This is a genomic window from Coprococcus hominis (ex Arizal et al. 2022) (assembly GCF_040094675.1).
Classification (GTDB): domain Bacteria; phylum Bacillota; class Clostridia; order Lachnospirales; family Lachnospiraceae; genus Coprococcus_C; species Coprococcus_C hominis.
Genome location: NZ_JBBNHG010000032.1, coordinates 96,821 through 114,771, shown reverse-complemented (window position 1 = coordinate 114,771; position 17,951 = coordinate 96,821). Strand labels below are relative to the sequence as shown.

Sequence of the window (17,951 nt, the reverse complement as noted above, 5' to 3'; positions counted from 1 at the left end):
GTCTTTTCGAATAACTATTTACTCACTCCGCAATGCTTCCACTGGATCCTTCTTTGATGCTACACGCGACGGAATCAGTCCACCGATCATCGTCAGCACAACGCTGATGACAACCAAGAGCGCACCACCTGTAACCGGAAGCTTCGCAACGCCGGTTAGTCCTGCAAAATGGTGAATGACTGCATTGATTGGGATGTTCAGGAGCACGGTAACTCCAATACCGATCAAACCTGCCACGAAACCAATGATAATCGTCTCCGCGTTAAATACACGCGAGATATCCTTCTTCGATGCACCGATGCTTCGCAACACACCAATCTCCTTCGTCCGCTCCAATACGGAAATATATGTGATGATACCAATCATGATCGAGCTTACCACGAGCGAGATTGCCACGAACGCCATCAGCACATACGAAATCGCATTGATAATCGTACTGATGGAAGACATCATCGTTCCTACCATATCTGTGTAAGAGATTTCCTTCTCCTCTTCGCCGTTTGCTTTCACCATATCGTTATATTCTTCGATCACGTCGATGATCTTTTCCTTCGACTCAAAATCGATCGGATAGATGCGGATGACCTTCGGATCATTCTCATAAGCGATACCAAGTGTGACAAGGTTGTCATCATAGGTCGCATTCTCAGCAGATTTCAGATCGGACAGCGACATGCTGTTTGACACACTTTGCGTCTGTTCCGTCATCGTCTGCATGAACTGTTTCAACTGATCTGCCGGAAGGCTCGCCATATATTCATACAGCTGATTCTCTGTCATGTCTGCGATTCCCATCTCGCTCATTGCATCCTGCGCCTGCTGCTCAGCTTCCTTCTGTGCCTCCTCGTTCAGATCTGCACCAAATTCATAGCCGGTAAATACATTCTTATCTGGATCATCCAGCTGCGCCTTGCCAACTTCGCTGTCTCTCGACAGATCCATCAACTTCTCCACCAGTGCATGCGTATAACCAATCGTCGTTGTGATCGAATGTACCGTTGCATCCTCATTCGGACGGACGATACCAACCACCTTGATATCCAGACCATTTTTGATCTTATCTTTCAGGTAATCAGCATCATCGCTCTTATCCACATAACATTTCTCTGAATCATCGTATTCGTAAAAATCGGAAGATGGAATTACCTTATAGGTGAGGCTCAGCAGGTCATCATAGGTGTACGAGGTGTTTGGATACGTCTTCGTCTCACCCTTCAATGCCGCACGCATCATCTCCTGCATCTCGCTGACATCCCGGATGCCAAGCGAATACAACTCATAATCGCTGATCTCGTTATCCTTCGTCACGACCATCACGACTTCATCGTAATTCTCCGGCCAGCGTCCGGCTACAACATCATACTGGTTCTCGAGCAGCTCCTGATTGCTGATCATCTCGGACCAGACATTCGTCGTACTCTGCGTCCCTGTCATACCCAGGTTATCCATCTCTGACATCGAACCAAATCCGATACTGTCAAAGACGGTACTTGGATTGACCTGATAGACTTCTTTCTCTACATCACTTTTGTAAGCGTTAATCGTAATGCCATAGGTGTACATGATATCGCTGGTGTAGTCCTTCATCTTCTGACCGTCACCTTCCTCGATATAATCCTTGAAGGATACCATGTCGTTAACCTTGACTTCACCAAGCATATTCTTCATATAATTACCGACAAAGTTGTTTGAATACACCTTGTCCATATCATGCTCTTCTTCACTCTTCATCTCGGTGCCGAGCATAATTCCCATCATTGCGGACATGTCAATGGACTCATCCGTGATCTCCAGCGGGTAGGTAGAAAGAGTATCTTCCTCCACGCTCTTGATATAATTCCGGAATCCATCGGACAACGATAAGATCAGCGCGATTCCGATGATACCGATACTGCCTGCAAATGCGGTAAGCAGGGTTCGTCCCTTCTTTGTAAGCAGGTTGTTGAAGGACAGATTCAGCGCTGTAAAATACGACATCCGCTTATGCTTTAAGTCCTTCTTGCTTAATTCCTCATACGTTTCCTTCGCTGCTTCCTCATCGGAATACGGCATGCTATCATCTGTAATCTCACCATCCAACAGCTTAACAATTCGTGTACTGTACTGCTCTGCAAGCTCCGGGTTATGGGTAACCATAATAACGAGACGGTCTTTTGCAATCTCCTTCAGAAGATCCATGATCTGCACGCTTGTCTCTGTATCAAGTGCACCGGTCGGTTCATCCGCAAGCAGAATCTCCGGATCATTGATCAGTGCACGCGCGATTGCCACACGCTGCATCTGTCCACCGGACATCTGATTTGGCTTTTTATGGATCTGGCTACCGAGTCCAACCTTCTCGAGCACTTCCTTCGCCCGGCGTCTGCGCTCGCTCTTCGAGACACCCGACAAGGTCAATGCCAGCTCGACATTCTGCAGCACCGTCTGGTGCATGATCAGATTGTAGCTCTGGAATACAAAACCAACGCTATGGTTCCGGTAGGTATCCCAGTCCTTATCCTTGTATTTCTTTGTTGTTTTTCCCTTGATTATCAAATCGCCATCGGTGTACTGATCGAGCCCTCCCACGATATTCAAGAGTGTTGTCTTTCCACAACCGGAATGTCCAAGAATCGAAACAAATTCATTTGCCCGAAAATTAATACTGACTCCCTTTAATGCCTGTACCTTTGAATCGCCCTCTCCATAGTCCTTTACTATGTTCTTCAGTTGCAGCATGTCATCTTCCCTTCATTTTCTTTCACTATAACAAAAGCGATTTCTTCACCCTTCGGGTTCCCGAAATCGCTTTCATACTCTTACATCATGTATTCAATCATCTTGTTGACTGCTTCGCCAAATTCCTCTGACTTCTTCTGTGCATCATCGAAATCCTTACCGATAACGCCATAGTAGAATTTGATCTTTGGCTCTGTACCGGATGGACGGACGCAAAGCCAAGCGCCACCTTCGAGCTCGTAATATACAACGTTTGACTTCGGAAGTCCGGTTGGAACAACCGCCTTATTCTTCATGTTTGTCGCTGTATCGTTGTCGTAATTACGTGCCCAGAGCACTTCTAAGCCTGCAATCTCCTTTGGTGTATGAGACTTTAACTGATCCATGATACTCTTGATCTTCTCCAGACCTTCGATACCCTTTAATGTCAGTGTATGGATCGCATCTACATGATAACCATACTTCTCATAAATATCGATCATGGCATCCCACAAAGTCTTGCCCTGTGAACGGTAATATGCAGCTGCCTCACAGAGTGCCATCGTTGCTACGATCGCATCCTTATCTCTGGCATGTGTACCGATCAGACATCCGTAGCTCTCCTCAAATCCGAAGAGATATGTGCCATTATGTTTTGTCTCAAACTCCAACATCTTCTGTCCAATGAACTTGAATCCTGTCAGAACCTCTACGAGCTTCACGCCGTAGCTCTTCGCCATCTCATTTACAAGGTTTGTTGTAACGATAGACTTGATCAGTGCGCCATCCTTCGGCAGTCCCTTTGTCGCCTTGATCTGGCTGAGCTCATATTCCGCAAGCAGACTTCCCGACATATTTCCGGTCAGGCAGTGATACTCGCCATCCTTATCCTTTACATACACACCGAGACGGTCTGCATCTGGATCCGTTGCGAGAACGAGATCTGCGTCATGCTGCTTTGCAAGTGCAAGTGCAAGCTCGAATGCTTCTGCTGCCTCCGGGTTTGGATAGCTTACAGTTGGAAAATCGCCATCTGGCAATTCCTGCTCTGGAACAACATATACATTCTCAAAGCCAAGTTCACGCAGAATTCTTCTGGCTGGGATATTTCCCGTTCCATGCAATGGTGTATATACAATCTTTAATTCTTTTCCGTATTTGTCGATGCACTCCTGATGCAGTACAAGCTTCTTCAGCTCTGCCATATATGCATCATCGATTTCCTTGCCGATGACTTCATACAAACCTTCATGGATTGCTTCCTGCTTTGGCATTGTAATGGCATCCTGTACAGAGATTGCCTTTACCTCACGCATGATACCCGCATCATGTGGAGGTGTAATCTGTGCACCATCCTCCCAATATACCTTGTATCCGTTGTACTCTGGTGGGTTGTGGCTGGCTGTTACGTTAATACCTGCCACACAACCAAGGTAACGGACTGCAAAAGAAAGCTCTGGTGTTGGACGAAGAGACTCAAACACATATGCCTTGATACCGTTTGCTGCCAGACACAAGGCTGCTACATCTGCAAACTCTGGTGAACAGTGTCTGGAATCATATGCAATCGCAACACCCTTCGCCTGCTTCTTACGCTGTTTGATATAATTTGCAAGTCCCTGTGTTGCCTTTGCAACAATATAATTATTCATACGGTTTGTTCCGGCACCAATGATGCCTCGCAATCCAGCTGTTCCGAATTCGAGATCCATGTAGAAACGCTCTTTGATCTCTCTCTCGTCATCCTTAATTGCTGCCAGCTCTTGTCTTGTCGCCTCATCGAAAAATGGGTTTGTCAGCCATTCTTCATAAACCTTTTTGTAATCCATGTCCATGATGTTCCTCCTACTATTTAGTCCAGCACGGATATCAGATCCGCGTAGCTATATTCATCGTCTTTGCCGTTATCTTCGGCTTGTATTGTATAACTTTTTATCAAATAACCGGCTTTGTATAGCGTGATCGTATGTGTTCCCGCTGTCTTCCTGATCGACACCGGTGCGATTCCGACATAATCGCCGTCGAAATATACGCCCACACCTTCCGGTTTTTTAATCGTAATTTTATTACCCTGCTCCGCGGACTCCGTCGTCTGCCCACTCTGCGTCGTCGCAGTGGTCGTCTGTGATCCCTGTGTCGTTGCAGTCGTCTGCGTCGTAATCTGCCCGGATGCAGTTGTCTGTCCCTCCTGCGTCGTTGCCTCAGTCGTATCTTCCGTTGTCTCTTCGGTCGTTTCCTGCTGCAAGGTTACGCGCAAGGTTTTCATCGTCTCTGTGATTTTAAAGTTTCCACGGAAGCTGTCATAGCCATCCGCTGTAATGCTTAATTCATGATCGCCGTACAATCCGGTATACGTCCGGTTCGCGATCACCTCGCCATCAACCTTGATGACTTCATTCGCATCCTCCGGCGTCACAGCAAACGTTACCGTTCCGGATGGAATTGCAATATCTGAGATATCTACATTTAACTCGCGATCCTTTGTCACACGGATACTCTTCTCTCCGGAATATCCATTTTTACTGATACGAAGTGTATAATCGCCTTCCCCGACTGCTACCAGCATATCTGCAGTAACTGGAACAATCACATCTTTTCCAATCTCTACAAATCCGCCAACATATGTCCCCTGATTTAACAGCCGGACATACCCGTGCCCCTTCGTAATGATCACGGACACCAGATTGCCATTCCACAAGGACAGCGTCACCTCATCCTCTGTGTTTACATCCACGAGAGAAAGCGCCTGATCCCCATCAAATACCTGTGCATAATCCGATACCGGGAAACGATTTCCATTATAGACAGCGGTATGGTCATCCTGCCGGTACAGGAACTTCTTAATCTGTGTATATGTCTTCACCTTCGCATTCTTCGCGATACTGACCAGCTTCTCTGTATCCATATAATACACGATATCCACGACATTTCCACAGGCAACATTGTCAATGCCGATATCCGCGCCCGTCGTATCTGTCACGCGCACACCGCCATGATACTGCAATGTTATATCTGTACCATCCAGCACCGATACAAAATGCATCTGATTATTTTCCATGTCCATGCTCGTTATGATTGCCGTCATGGAAGCCTCTTCATGATCTGCCGTGACTTCCTCCGTGTTCTCATAGACCTTGACATCATTCTTCTTTTTTTGCCCACAGCCCACGAACACGAACGCAAGCATCAACACAACGATTCCATATTGTATCTTCCGCTTATCCATAAAACCACCTTAACCTCTGTATTATACAAGATTATTTTGCAAATGTGAAGATTATATATTCATTTTTTCGAGATATTATAGGAAGATAATTTTTCAAGCAACGTCTGCTTCTTCTCTTCCTCTTCCATGATCCGGTTCAACTTCTCGACCATTTTCGGAGAAATGCGTGTCTTCGAACCATTCATATATTGATTTGAGAGCTTATAGAATTTTTCAGGATACCGGTAGAGTCCACAAATATACGCAACGTCCATCTGTTGCAATGGGATTCCCTGCTGGTACCGTTCTAAGATCGCAGTGAGCAGTGCAAACGCATATCCATTTTTTTCCACGGTTTTCCGAATGAAATAATACAGATCCTGCAACTGGTTCCCGATATGATATTTTTCAAAATTAATCGTTGCGATATAGCGCGCATCGGCTGTCCCACATACAAGGACACTATGATGATTGTAAGTGCCATGACAATATCCCATATGTTCAGATTCGCCCGCCGTCCCCGCCTCTGCCTGTTCACAGTTCAGCCCCTGCTCATAAAAGTACGGAAATGCCTGCATAAACAAAGATTCAAATTCCCGTTTCGGACTCTGTTTCGCAATATAATTATGTACTCGCTTCATTTCCCGATTCCGACGCTTGACATCATTCTTCTCCCGGATCTGCATATCGCGATCAACTTCCTGCCAGACCGTACGTCCAGCCCGATGCAGGGCAACCAGATTATCAACCGCAAGCATGATTTCATTTTTGTTGCTGACACCCATCTCACGACCGTCAAAAAACATCCGCATCACAAACGGATTCCCATAACGATCGTATGTAATCAGTTCATCCTCCACATTTTTCACAAGCCGGTCAATATGTGGAAAGCCTGCCAGATACATATGCTCTTTAAAATCATACTCTGCCTGCAGCCGTTTTTCTCCGGCTGTCGTTGCCCGGATCTGGCGCACCCCCTTGTCCGTCTGCAGCAGCATCGCTCCCCGTCCCCGTCCTATGTGATCCAATCTCACATCGTACATCTCGAATACTTCCGACATTTTTTCAGCCACAAAAAATCCCCTCCCAACATCAGTCTTGTTAATTGTATGCCGGGAAGGGCGGATTCATTCCGATTGATCGTCCGCATCTATAGATACGATTCCTTTACAATCGCCAATAATTGTTCTCTTGTATTCAATTCCGGTTCTTCAAGTACCCGGTCCAGCAGTGCCTTCAAAATGCGTCCCATATCCGGCCCCGGTTTTACACCGATCGCGATGAGATCTTTTCCACTGATTTCAAGTTCCGACAGTTTCAAACATTGCTTCTGTTCTATGATCTCTGCATACATCGCTTCCATATGCGCGATCACCTGTCTGCGCTGTTCGAGATGATACGCACTCTGACCTGCCATATCGCCCTTTCGGATCTCCAGAAAATCTGCGAAATGCTCCGCGCCAAGCTGTGCCACAAACCGGCGGAAGCTCTTCATCCCCGGTCCGTCCCCGGAGAGTCCATAATCGTGATTTCTCACCAGTCTGCAAACCTGATCGATCGTATCGTTATCAAGCTTTAACCGACGCAGAATCGTGCGCGCCATCTTCGCAGAGAGTTCCTGATGTCCATAGAAATGATCGACTCCTGTTTCGTCTGTCGTCTTACATTCTGGTTTTCCAACATCATGGAGCAACGCCGCATAGCGCAGTACAGGTGTTGCTGATACTGCCCGCATCACCTGCAGCGTATGACGACCGACATCATACAGATGATACGGGTTATTCTGTGGCGTCTGCATCATCCGGTCGAACTCCGGCAGAAATATATTGGTGAGTCCCAGCTCGTACGCTTCTTCCAGCCGTTCCGGATGCTTCGAAACGATCATCTTCGTAAGCTCAGTACAGATCCGTTCTGCACTGATATCCTTCAGGAACTTTGCCTGATCGCGCATCGCTTCCCGCGTCTGATCTTCAATTACAAAATCAAGCTGTGCCGCAAACCGGACTGCACGCAGGATACGAAGTGCATCCTCGTCAAACCGTTCTGATGCCTCACCCACGCAGCGGATGATTCCTTTCTCCAGGTCCTTCTGTCCACCGAAAATGTCGATCACACCCTGCTCCGGGTTATATGCCATTGCATTGATCGTAAAATCCCGTCGTTTCAGATCCTCTTCCAGGCTCGCTGTGAAGCACACGGATTCCGGACGACGGTGGTCGGTATAAACACCATCCACCCGGTATGTAGTCACCTCAAATGCATAATCGGTATGACTGGCAGGCAATCCACTTCCATCGTCCAAAATCTCGCGATCCACTAAGACCGTCACCGTTCCATGCTGGATTCCCGTATCGATCGTGCGGTGGAAAATTGCCTTGACCTCCTCCGGTTTCGCCGAGGTCGTGATATCCCAGTCATTCGGCTGCTTGCCGAGCAGGCTGTCCCGCACGCAACCGCCAACAATATATGCCTCATACCCATGCTTATTTAATTGTTGTAAAATATATGCCGCCCCTGTCGGAATTTCTATTTTCATGTATTTCACCCAAATAAACAACTACCCCGCTGATGTCAGCAGGGTAAATGTTCTGATTTCTATTTTTAGTATGCCTTTCCAAAATAAACCATGTGTTTCGCAGGCTTGCCACAATGTACACATACATCACCAAGCTTCTCCTGTGCAAACGGGATACATCTCGTTGTTGCACCTGTCTCGTCCTTGATGGCTGTCTCGCAGGCTTCCTCGCCACACCACATAGCCTTGATGAATCCCTGCTTCTTCTCCAGAATATCTGTGAACTCATCCCAGTTTGTAGCGACATGTGTATTCGCATCACGATGTGCCTTTGCCTTTGCATACATATCATCATGCATCTGTGCAAGCAATGCCTCACAGGTCTCTGACAGCTTGTCGAATGGTACGATGGTCTTCTCTCTTGTATCACGGCGGACAACAACTGCCTGTCCTGCCTCGATATCCTTCGGTCCAACCTCAACACGAAGTGGGATACCCTTTACTTCCTGCTCGGCGAACTTGAATCCAGGACTCTTATCGGAATCATCAACTTTCACACGGAAGTTGGATGCGAGCACGCTGCGAAGCTCTTCTGCCTTCTCGAGTACGCCCTCTTTTTTCTGCATGATCGGAACGATCATGATCTGTGTCGGAGCAACCTTCGGAGGAAGTACCAGTCCGCTGTCATCACCATGCACCATGATGATAGCGCCGATCATTCTCGTTGTCATACCCCAGGATGTCTGATGTACATACTGAAGCTTATTATCCTTATCTGTATACTGAACGCCAAATGCTCTTGCAAATCCATCCCCAAAGTTGTGGCTCGTTCCGGACTGCAGTGCCTTACCATCGTGCATCAGCGACTCGATCGTATAAGTTGCCTCAGCACCTGCGAATTTCTCTTTGTCTGTCTTACGTCCCTTGATAACCGGAATTGCAAGCACGTCCTCGCAGAAATCCGCATACACATTCAGCATCTGGATCGTTCTTGCCTCTGCCTCTTCTGCTGTTGCATGTGCGGTATGGCCTTCCTGCCACAGGAACTCTCTCGAGCGAAGGAATGGTCTTGTCTCCTTCTCCCAACGCACAACGGAGCACCACTGGTTATATACCTTTGGAAGATCACGGTAGCTCTCGATCTCCTTAGAATAAAAATCACAGAATAATGTCTCGGATGTTGGTCTGACGCACAGGCGCTCCTGCAGTTCATTCAATCCGCCATGTGTTACCCATGCAACCTCCGGTGCGAATCCTTCGACATGATCCTTCTCCTTCTCGAGCAGGCTCTCCGGAATAAACATTGGAAGGTATACGTTCTCTACGCCGGTTGCCTTGAAACGCTCATCGAGATTCTTCTGGATCAGTTCCCAGATCGCGTAGCCTGCCGGTTTGAAAACCATACATCCCTTTACGCTTGTGTAATCACACAGCTCTGCTTTACGGACAACGTCCGTATACCACTGTGCAAAATCCTCATCCATCGCTGTAATATGCTCTACTAATTTCTTGTCCTTTGCCATTTCTCTTTTCCTTTCTATATCCTCTTTTCCGATTTGGCAATTGTGATACAATTTCTGTACCTCGGTATTCATCATACGTAATTTGCCGCAGACGCGCTCTCGCTCACTTCCGCATGTAACGGTACTAAACTCATTGCACCAGCAAACTGGCACAATTCGTTAAGTGCCGACATGCTCCAATGGTCTGCTTGCAAATTGGTATGTATGAATACCGCTATCCACATATTCTTTCACAATTGCCGAATCCCTTCACGTGATTGTGTATATCCAGTCACACGAGAGTTTCCTTATCTTAATATTATTCAAACTCATCTAAATCAAGCACCTCGAAGGCCTCGCCCTCCGGTTCCTTCTTGATCACGATTTCTTCCCCGGTGATGGGATGTGTAAATTCCATCCGTGAGGAGAATAAACCGATCTGTTTATATTTACGTTTTGTCTTCGCGAATTTCGGGTTATATTTCGTATCACCCCAGATACCACAGCCCCGGCTCGCAAACTGTGCCCGGATCTGATGATGTCTGCCTGTGACAAGCTCAATCAACACATAGCTGAGCGTTCCGTCGTCCGTATCCATGACATCGAGCACCTCATAATATAGCTCTGCGCGCTTGGCACCCTTTTCGCCTTTTTTCACGACTTTCGTTGTGTTCGTTTTTCCATCCCGCAGAAGATAGTCTACCATCTCGCCTTCAAAATCCGGAAGCTCTCCGGTTATGACCGCCTGATAATATTTCGCGATCTCACCATCCTGCTGCATGTCCGAAAGCTTCGCTGCTACCTCTGGAGTTTTTGCAAATACCATCACACCCCCTACGGGACGATCCAGTCGGTGAATCGCAGCTACATACGGCTCTTCCGCCTGCTCCGATTCCGCTTTGTCATACAGGTAATGCTTGATTTTTGTAATCATATCTTCATCGTTGCCCTTGTCGCCCTGTGACAACACACCATACGGTTTTACGCAGGCAAGCAGATATGCATCCTCATATAAAATCTCTAACTTCATAAGTCCTGTCCATTTCCGATATAATTCCTATATCTTAGCTATATTTACACATAACTAAAAGGAATTATACAAGAGTTGCCATCTTTTTGCAACCAGCGGACACAGAAAGTTTTTGATCTTACCGGTGTTTTTTGAAGATTCCCTTTTTCGTTTTCGTTGCTGCTACCTCTGCATTTGCCTGCTGGATTTCCCGCAGCACCGTGTCCAGTCTCCGGTACCGTGCTTCCTCGCGTTCCTCTTTCTCCCGCATAACTGCATCAAACTGCCGCATCACATCCGCGGTCACTTCCTCCTTAATGGATGTCGTGATAATATCCTTGTTCTCGCGCAGGGCAGTTGCGATCACACGGTTCATCACGCTTTGCAGTTGTGCCTGCTTGAAGTCGACAACCTTATCCTCATCCCCCACCATCTTCTGCATACGTTCTAACATCGAATCCTTATCCTCATCCATCCGGGTATGTACGGGGCGAAGCTCCACCGACGATGTGCGCTTGATGTTCGCTTCCGGTTTGCATGGTTTATCCTCGTTGTCTGTTTCTTCCTGTGCTGTTTTTGCGCAATCGATGGTCTGCGCATTCCCCTCATTTTTTTCTTCTGTCGAATCCAAAGCATCCTCTTCAGATTTTGCACGTTTTGCACGAATGATCGCATTTCGGATATCCTTGAGCATCAGTCCCTCTTCCTTCATCGCTTTCACGCTCTCAAACAACCGGATATCGCGATCATCATAATACCGATGTCCCTGCGCATTCCGCTTAATGTCGAGTTTTAATTCATCCTCCCAATATCGAAGTACATGTGCTTCCACATGCAGTTTTTTTGCAGCTTCCTTGATTGTCATAATTCCCATCTCTCCTTTAATTGTAAACATTTTTCCCCGTTCTTACCTTAACATAAATATACTTACATGAAACCTGCTTTCGTATACTTTATGTAGCCATTTTTCCTGTCCGTTCGACAGATGTATTTCTGTGCATTTTATGTGAAATCTGCATCGGACGATTGCAGATTTTGATTATTTCGAGTATGATTATTTTGTATGTCTATCCAATTAAAGCAGATACTATACTATAAGATACAGGAAAACGGAGGTTATAGATTTATATGTGGAAAAAATTTTACAAGAAGGCGACTGCGCTCGCACTTGTCTGTGCGATGTCCGTCATGCTGACCGCATGTGGTGACAGCAACAGCAGCTGGAAGGCAGCATCTTCGTCCTTAGAGAATTCTGTGGAGGACGCGATTGCCGCAGGAAATACAGAGCCGGAAGCATCTCCGATCGATGCCTCCTCCCTGGAAGATTGTGCCTATGCATTGCCTGATCCAACTGGAGAAGAAGCAAAAGCCGAGCAGGAACGGTTTCATACTTACCTGATGGATAACTTTAAGGAGAGCGTCACAAGCGATACCGTCACGCTTCACTATACCGTTGCCAATCCAGCCCACTACGATCTGGATGTTCCAACTGCAACCTTTGGCGATGCGGAAATCTCCGAGGACGCCATTGCAAGTGACAAAAAAGAAACCGAAGATGAAATCACAGAACTGCAAAGCTTTGACTACGATCTCCTGACCGGATCGCAGAAATACACCTATGATGTTATCAAGGATTATCTGGATCTGAATCTGGAATCCTATGATTACACATATCTGTACGAACCATTTGCCTACACAAGCGGCTTGCAGACAAACATGCCGATCAACATGTCGGAATACAAATTCTACAACGAAGGGGACGTTCAGGACTATCTGGCATTGCTTGGACAGTTATCCGATTATTATGGAAAATATCTGGACTTTGAACAGACAAAGATTGACAAAGGGCTTTTCATGAACGAGCATTCCGCCAGCGAGGTTGTTCGCCAGTGTGAAGAATTCATTGCAACTCCGGAAGAGAATCTTCTGATTGCAACCTTTGAAGATAAGGTTCGCGGTGTCGAGGGCTTGAGTGAAGAACAAATTCAGGACTACATTACCCAGAATCACGATACGGTTATCAATTCCGTCATCCCTTGCTACAAGAATGTAATTAACTTCTTTAATGCACACAAGGATGATGGACAAAACGATCTGGGTCTTGCCGGGTTTGAACACGGAAAAGAATATTACGCATATCTGTTAAAGGATAAGGTTGGCACTGACAAAACGCCAGAGGAAGTTATCGACTGGCTGGACAATGCCATCGATGATGTCATGTATGAATACCAGGCAACCGCGCTTGCCAACTATTCTGCTTATGAGCAGTACTTTAACGATTCCAGTGACAGCTTATATGCGGATAACGATCCGCTGGAGACGATCAACTACTTTAAGGATGCTTTTGCCGACCGCTTCCCTGCCATGCCTGACGTGCATTACACCATTGAAAATGTCCATGAATCCTTAGAAGATATCGTCAGTCCGGCATTCTATGTGACAACACCAATTGATGCCTACGACGAAAACTCCATCTACCTGAATATGGGCAGTGACGGCGCCGGTGATCTGTGGTCCACCCTTGCGCACGAAGGAATCCCCGGACATATGTATCAGTTCACCTACTACTTGAGCACGAACCCGGAACCAATCCGCGCGTTGCTTAACTTTAACGGCTACACCGAAGGCTGGGCTACCTATGTTGAGATGATGAGCTACGATATGTACAAAGATTATCCGGATGACAGTTATGCAGATTTCGAACGGATCAACTCTGAGTTGAACCTGCTTGTCAGTGCCCGTGTCGAAATCGGTGTCAACTATGAGGGCTGGGATCTGGAAGCAACACAGAAGTACCTCTCCGACAATGGTTTCAATTCTGATGGAGCCGAAAGCATCATGGATTACGTTATCGCCGAACCAGTCAACTACCAGATGTATGTCATGGGCTGGCAGTCCTTCCAGGAGCTTCGTGACTATGCAGAATCCGCCCTTGGCAACAAGTTCGACGAGCAGGCTTTCCACAAGGTTGTGCTTGATGCAGGTCCATCCCAGTTCTATCTGATTGAGAAGCTTGTCAAACAGTATGTAAAGGATAATTTATAATTTCATATATAGCAAAAGCAGCTCTTAGAGCTGCTTTTTGTTTTTACCAATACTTCTGTATTAACCGCTTTGCTTCTTCCTCTGTTTTATCACAAGATTCCACAAGGTTTTTTATTACATTCTCTTTTGTTCCATATACTTTTTTCATAAGATCCATTAGTGTTTTTTCCGCTTTATCCCGTTCTACTTCCGTCTTATTCAACTTCTCTTCTGCTCGATCCCGTTCCTCTTCTGCTTGATCCGCCCGTTCTCGTTCTCTCTTGGTATTTGCCCGCTCTTCCTGTATGTTCATTGGCTCCATATTCTCAAACCAGTTTCCCATGCTCTCGCCTCCGATCATCTTTCTCAAACAATCTGTCGCTTCAGAAACCGATACCTGCATCTTCATAAATAACGCCCACAACGAATTTACAATGATCTGCACGATATTCTCCGACGCCCATCTGCGACAATACATAAACCATAGCATACAACTTCTGAAAATGTAAAGCGTAAGTTTGGAACATTTGGAAAAAGTGAGGAACTATACGGGTTTAAAGGCAAAAAATAACGTAGGATGCATATGTCATTTTATACACATCCTACGTTTATCCATTCATATTCTATTTCAGATTCAAGATTTCATTCATAACCTGCGAGAATTCCCGGTACTCAGAAACCAATGCTTCCAATCGTTCTCTCCCCGCGTCCTCCAGATGATAATACACTTTCACCATCCGTTCACCGGTCTGTTTCTTATAATCACTAATGTACTTCTGATCAATCATCTTATATAACGTCGGATACAAAGTACCCACCGACAACGAGATCTTATCTTTCGAAGCACGCTTTATACTTTTTACAATTTCATAACCGTAACAATCCTTCTCCGAAAGGAATTTCAACACAAGTAATTCCACATAGCCACGGTAAAACATATTTTTATTTTCCATATATCTGCCTCACAACGTATTCTATGTATCTTACCATTTTGGATTGTAAAAAACAAGAAATATATTCATTATATTTATTATTTTCGGTTTATATCAGATAGCATTGTTATAATCAAAAAATTTCATGCATGAGTATTAACTATAGGTATCTTACTATCTGAAAATCAAATTACATCTCCATTTGTTTTTATCTTAAATTGTCCCTTAAATTTAGCAGATTCTTTTGTCGACTTATTTGTTACCTTATAAGTAACTGTTGCATATGCTGGATTTCCATTCTTCTTTGTTTCCGCCGTAAAAGTTTTGGTGCCCATTACCATTACCAGCGATAAAATTATAATACCCGCAATATGCTTTCTTATCTTTTTCATCTGTTACATCTCCTTCATCTTTATTAACATTTCAATTCATCTGAAATCTTGTGGTTAAAATATATGCTGAAAAATCACCATTTTCAGATATAGGATTTATTACCTTTAATACTACATTTCCATAGTCATCATAATAATTTCCACTATGACTAAGCAGTTCTTTTTCCAAGTCACTATAGCCCTCGTCAAAGTCTTCTTCCTCTGTATCTGCCACCTTGTCTCCAGCGGTGTCTTTCCGTTCGGTTCTTAAACTCGGTGTTGCAAATATAACAGCTCCGAACAATATACCGCACACGCCTATTGCCAACCCAACATGCTTCACCATCACTTTTCGAACATTCCGTATATCTGATATTTCAATTTCCTTCTGATAATTCAAGATCACTTCCTGCGGTTTTCCAAACTCATCCACCAGCATGTCATAAGTACATGGATCATGCTCTCGAACGAAATGATCTATGTCCTCAGCAATTGATACCAAAAACTTCTTCCTGCACGCTCTTCCATAAGGAAAATAGTTCTTCAACAATTTCATATATTTCCGCTTTGCCCTGTTCATAGGAATACCCCCTTTCGAATTTATTTGACTATATCATATGTATTATCGCTTGTCAAATGTTTCGTTTCCCGATATATTTCATTCTCCATTCATTCTTATATACAGTATGTTGAAAGCTCAGAAGTTCTTAATGTTCTGCAAGTAATCGCAGCCATGTTTGAACACGATGTTCAAACAAGCCGCCGCTGAGACAGGGATGTCGAATCGGCGGCGGTGGCGTATATTTTTAACATGTAAATCAGAACATTTAGAGCTTCTTAGCTTTCATACATTGTATATGGAATGAATCGAGAATGAAATATATGTTTGAGTACATCTTTATTTTGCAATGTCAGAAATTCTATATAGAGATACTTGTATTGAATGTCCATTATTAAGAACCATCCCCTACATAAAACAGGGTAAAAAATAACCCGCGTCAGCCGACGCGGGTTACCCTTATTTATAAGCGATTCAATTACTCAGCCTTAGGACCAGCAGCAACCAATGCCTTACCAGCATCGTTTGTTGTGTACTTCTGGAAGTTCTTCTGGAATCTCTCAGCAAGATCCTTAGCCTTTGTCTCCCACTCAGTAGGATCAGCATATGTGTCTCTTGGATCAAGGATTGCTGGATCTACACCAGGAAGCTCTGTTGGAACCTCAAAGTTGAACATAGGAATCTTCTTTGTAGGAGCTGTCTTGATATCACCTGAAAGGATTGCATCGATGATTCCACGAGTATCCTTGATTGTGATACGCTTGCCTGTTCCGTTCCATCCTGTATTTACGAGATAAGCCTTAGCTCCGCTCTTCTCCATCTTCTTAACAAGCTCTTCTGCATACTTTGTAGGATGCAACTCAAGGAATGCCTGTCCGAAGCAAGCTGAGAATGTAGGTGTAGGCTCTGTGATACCACGCTCTGTACCAGCAAGTTTCGCAGTAAATCCTGAAAGGAAGTAGTACTTTGTCTGCTCTGGTGTCAGAATAGATACTGGAGGAAGTACTCCAAATGCATCTGCTGAAAGGAAGATTACGTTCTCTGCAGCAGGACCTGCGGAAACGCCATTTACCTTAGATGCAATCTTCTCAATATGATCAATTGGATAAGAAACACGAGTATTCTCTGTTACGCTCTTATCGTCGAAATCAATCTTACCTGCTGCATCAACTGTCACGTTCTCAAGAAGAGCGTCACGTCTGATTGCGTTGTAGATATCTGGCTCAGACTCCTTATCAAGTCCGATAACCTTTGCATAACATCCACCCTCGAAGTTGAAGACACCGTTGTCATCCCAACCGTGCTCATCATCACCGATCAAAAGTCTCTTAGGATCTGTAGAAAGTGTTGTCTTACCTGTACCTGAAAGGCCGAAGAATACAGCTGTATGCTTACCTTCCATATCGCAGTTAGCAGAACAGTGCATTGAAGCGATACCCTTAAGTGGGAGGTAGTAGTTCATCATAGAGAACATACCCTTCTTCATCTCTCCGCCGTACCATGTATTGATGATAACCTGCTCCTTAGATGTGATGTTGAATGCTACACATGTCTCAGAGTTAAGACCAAGCTCTGCATAATTCTCAACCTTAGCCTTAGATGCGTTGTAAACAACGAAATCCGGCTCGAAATCCTTCAGCTCTTCCTCGGAAGGCTTGATGAACATGTTTGTTACAAAGTGAGCCTGCCAAGCAACCTCAACGATGAAACGAACTGCCATACGTGTATCCTTGTTTGCACCACAGAATGCATCTACAACATAAAGCTTCTTGTTGCAAAGCTCCTTCTTAGCAAGATCCTTAACAACTGCCCATGTCTCTTCTGTCATAGGATGGTTGTCGTTCTTGTAAGCATCTGTTGTCCACCATACTGTGTCCTTAGAATTCTCATCCATAACGATGTACTTATCTTTAGGAGAACGTCCTGTAAATACACCTGTCATAACGTTAACTGTATCTAATTCTGTGTTCTGTCCAACCTCATAACCCTCGTTTGAAGCCTTTGTCTCTTCCTCAAACAAAACTTCATATGAAGGATTGTGAACGATTTCTGTTGTTCCGGTAATTCCATACTTAGTTAAATCAATGTTTGCCATCTTAAAATTTCCTTCCTTTGCTTTTTATTAATTCAGGGCAGT

General features: G+C 45.0%; 14 protein-coding genes. 1 reads left to right on the top strand and 13 read right to left on the bottom strand.

Annotated elements, in window-relative coordinates; translation table 11 throughout:
- Positions 1-18 precede the first annotated feature (18 nt).
- From AAAT93_RS08670 to AAAT93_RS08635, 8 genes are all read right to left on the bottom strand, one after another.
- Positions 19-2,718: an ABC transporter ATP-binding protein/permease gene (locus AAAT93_RS08670; protein WP_227573110.1), complete on the bottom strand. Its 2,700-nt coding sequence runs from the start codon at positions 2,716-2,718 to the stop codon at positions 19-21.
- An 80-nt stretch (positions 2,719-2,798) separates the two neighbouring features.
- A complete protein-coding gene (locus tag AAAT93_RS08665; RefSeq protein WP_118545560.1) occupies positions 2,799-4,526 on the bottom strand; it encodes a phospho-sugar mutase in 1,728 nt (575 codons plus the stop codon).
- Between the two features lie 23 nt (positions 4,527-4,549).
- Positions 4,550-5,923 (bottom strand): PEGA domain-containing protein, encoded by a 1,374-nt coding sequence (locus AAAT93_RS08660; protein ID WP_227573109.1) that lies wholly within the window; start codon positions 5,921-5,923, stop codon positions 4,550-4,552.
- 59 nt (positions 5,924-5,982) lie between these two features.
- Complete coding sequence (locus AAAT93_RS08655) at positions 5,983-6,975, bottom strand: spore coat protein CotS family (RefSeq protein WP_021984514.1); 993 nt, start codon at positions 6,973-6,975, stop codon at positions 5,983-5,985.
- Between the two features lie 77 nt (positions 6,976-7,052).
- Positions 7,053-8,438 carry a CCA tRNA nucleotidyltransferase gene (locus tag AAAT93_RS08650; protein WP_227573108.1) on the bottom strand — a complete coding sequence of 462 codons (1,386 nt, stop codon included), beginning with the start codon at positions 8,436-8,438 and terminating at the stop codon, positions 7,053-7,055.
- A 65-nt stretch (positions 8,439-8,503) separates the two neighbouring features.
- The gene (gene proS / locus AAAT93_RS08645; RefSeq protein ID WP_117780410.1) at positions 8,504-9,940 is read right to left on the bottom strand and encodes a proline--tRNA ligase; all 1,437 of its coding nucleotides are present in this window, start codon (positions 9,938-9,940) and stop codon (positions 8,504-8,506) included.
- Positions 9,941-10,238: 298 nt separating this feature from the next.
- Complete coding sequence (locus tag AAAT93_RS08640; RefSeq protein WP_227573107.1) at positions 10,239-10,949, bottom strand: RluA family pseudouridine synthase; 711 nt, start codon at positions 10,947-10,949, stop codon at positions 10,239-10,241.
- Positions 10,950-11,067: 118 nt separating this feature from the next.
- Positions 11,068-11,823: a helix-turn-helix domain-containing protein gene (locus tag AAAT93_RS08635; protein ID WP_117780412.1), complete on the bottom strand. Its 756-nt coding sequence runs from the start codon at positions 11,821-11,823 to the stop codon at positions 11,068-11,070.
- 233 nt (positions 11,824-12,056) lie between these two features.
- Between AAAT93_RS08635 and AAAT93_RS08630 the strand changes: the two genes are divergently transcribed.
- A complete protein-coding gene (locus AAAT93_RS08630) occupies positions 12,057-13,973 on the top strand; it encodes a DUF885 domain-containing protein (protein ID WP_227573106.1) in 1,917 nt (638 codons plus the stop codon).
- 43 nt (positions 13,974-14,016) lie between these two features.
- Here the strand turns inward: AAAT93_RS08630 and AAAT93_RS08625 are convergent, their stop codons facing one another.
- The 5 genes from AAAT93_RS08625 to pckA form a co-directional block, all read right to left on the bottom strand.
- Entirely contained in the window at positions 14,017-14,430 is a 414-nt protein-coding gene (locus tag AAAT93_RS08625) for a hypothetical protein (protein WP_349095563.1), read from the bottom strand.
- Positions 14,431-14,575: 145 nt separating this feature from the next.
- A complete protein-coding gene (locus AAAT93_RS08620) occupies positions 14,576-14,905 on the bottom strand; it encodes a PadR family transcriptional regulator (protein WP_118545314.1) in 330 nt (109 codons plus the stop codon).
- Positions 14,906-15,069: 164 nt separating this feature from the next.
- Positions 15,070-15,276 (bottom strand): hypothetical protein, encoded by a 207-nt coding sequence (locus AAAT93_RS08615; RefSeq protein ID WP_021984506.1) that lies wholly within the window; start codon positions 15,274-15,276, stop codon positions 15,070-15,072.
- 31 nt (positions 15,277-15,307) lie between these two features.
- Positions 15,308-15,811 (bottom strand): hypothetical protein, encoded by a 504-nt coding sequence (locus AAAT93_RS08610; RefSeq protein ID WP_349095561.1) that lies wholly within the window; start codon positions 15,809-15,811, stop codon positions 15,308-15,310.
- 481 nt (positions 15,812-16,292) lie between these two features.
- Complete coding sequence (gene pckA, locus AAAT93_RS08605; RefSeq protein WP_021984504.1) at positions 16,293-17,909, bottom strand: phosphoenolpyruvate carboxykinase (ATP); 1,617 nt, start codon at positions 17,907-17,909, stop codon at positions 16,293-16,295.
- Positions 17,910-17,951: the final 42 nt, after the last annotated feature.

Bases quoted from the DNA above. Each gene is read 5' to 3' on its own strand.
- AAAT93_RS08670 (WP_227573110.1), bottom strand. From the start codon at position 2,718: ATGCTGCAACTGAAGAACATAGTAAAGGACTATGGAGAGGGCGATTCA.
- AAAT93_RS08665 (WP_118545560.1), bottom strand. From the start codon at position 4,526: ATGGATTACAAAAAGGTTTATGAAGAATGGCTGACAAACCCATTTTTC.
- AAAT93_RS08660 (WP_227573109.1), bottom strand. From the start codon at position 5,923: ATGGATAAGCGGAAGATACAATATGGAATCGTTGTGTTGATGCTTGCG.
- AAAT93_RS08650 (WP_227573108.1), bottom strand. From the start codon at position 8,438: ATGAAAATAGAAATTCCGACAGGGGCGGCATATATTTTACAACAATTA.
- proS (WP_117780410.1), bottom strand. From the start codon at position 9,940: ATGGCAAAGGACAAGAAATTAGTAGAGCATATTACAGCGATGGATGAG.
- AAAT93_RS08640 (WP_227573107.1), bottom strand. From the start codon at position 10,949: ATGAAGTTAGAGATTTTATATGAGGATGCATATCTGCTTGCCTGCGTA.
- AAAT93_RS08635 (WP_117780412.1), bottom strand. From the start codon at position 11,823: ATGTTTACAATTAAAGGAGAGATGGGAATTATGACAATCAAGGAAGCT.
- AAAT93_RS08630 (WP_227573106.1), top strand. From the start codon at position 12,057: ATGTGGAAAAAATTTTACAAGAAGGCGACTGCGCTCGCACTTGTCTGT.
- AAAT93_RS08625 (WP_349095563.1), bottom strand. From the start codon at position 14,430: ATGTATTGTCGCAGATGGGCGTCGGAGAATATCGTGCAGATCATTGTA.
- AAAT93_RS08620 (WP_118545314.1), bottom strand. From the start codon at position 14,905: ATGGAAAATAAAAATATGTTTTACCGTGGCTATGTGGAATTACTTGTG.
- AAAT93_RS08615 (WP_021984506.1), bottom strand. From the start codon at position 15,276: ATGAAAAAGATAAGAAAGCATATTGCGGGTATTATAATTTTATCGCTG.
- AAAT93_RS08610 (WP_349095561.1), bottom strand. From the start codon at position 15,811: ATGAAATTGTTGAAGAACTATTTTCCTTATGGAAGAGCGTGCAGGAAG.
- pckA (WP_021984504.1), bottom strand. From the start codon at position 17,909: ATGGCAAACATTGATTTAACTAAGTATGGAATTACCGGAACAACAGAA.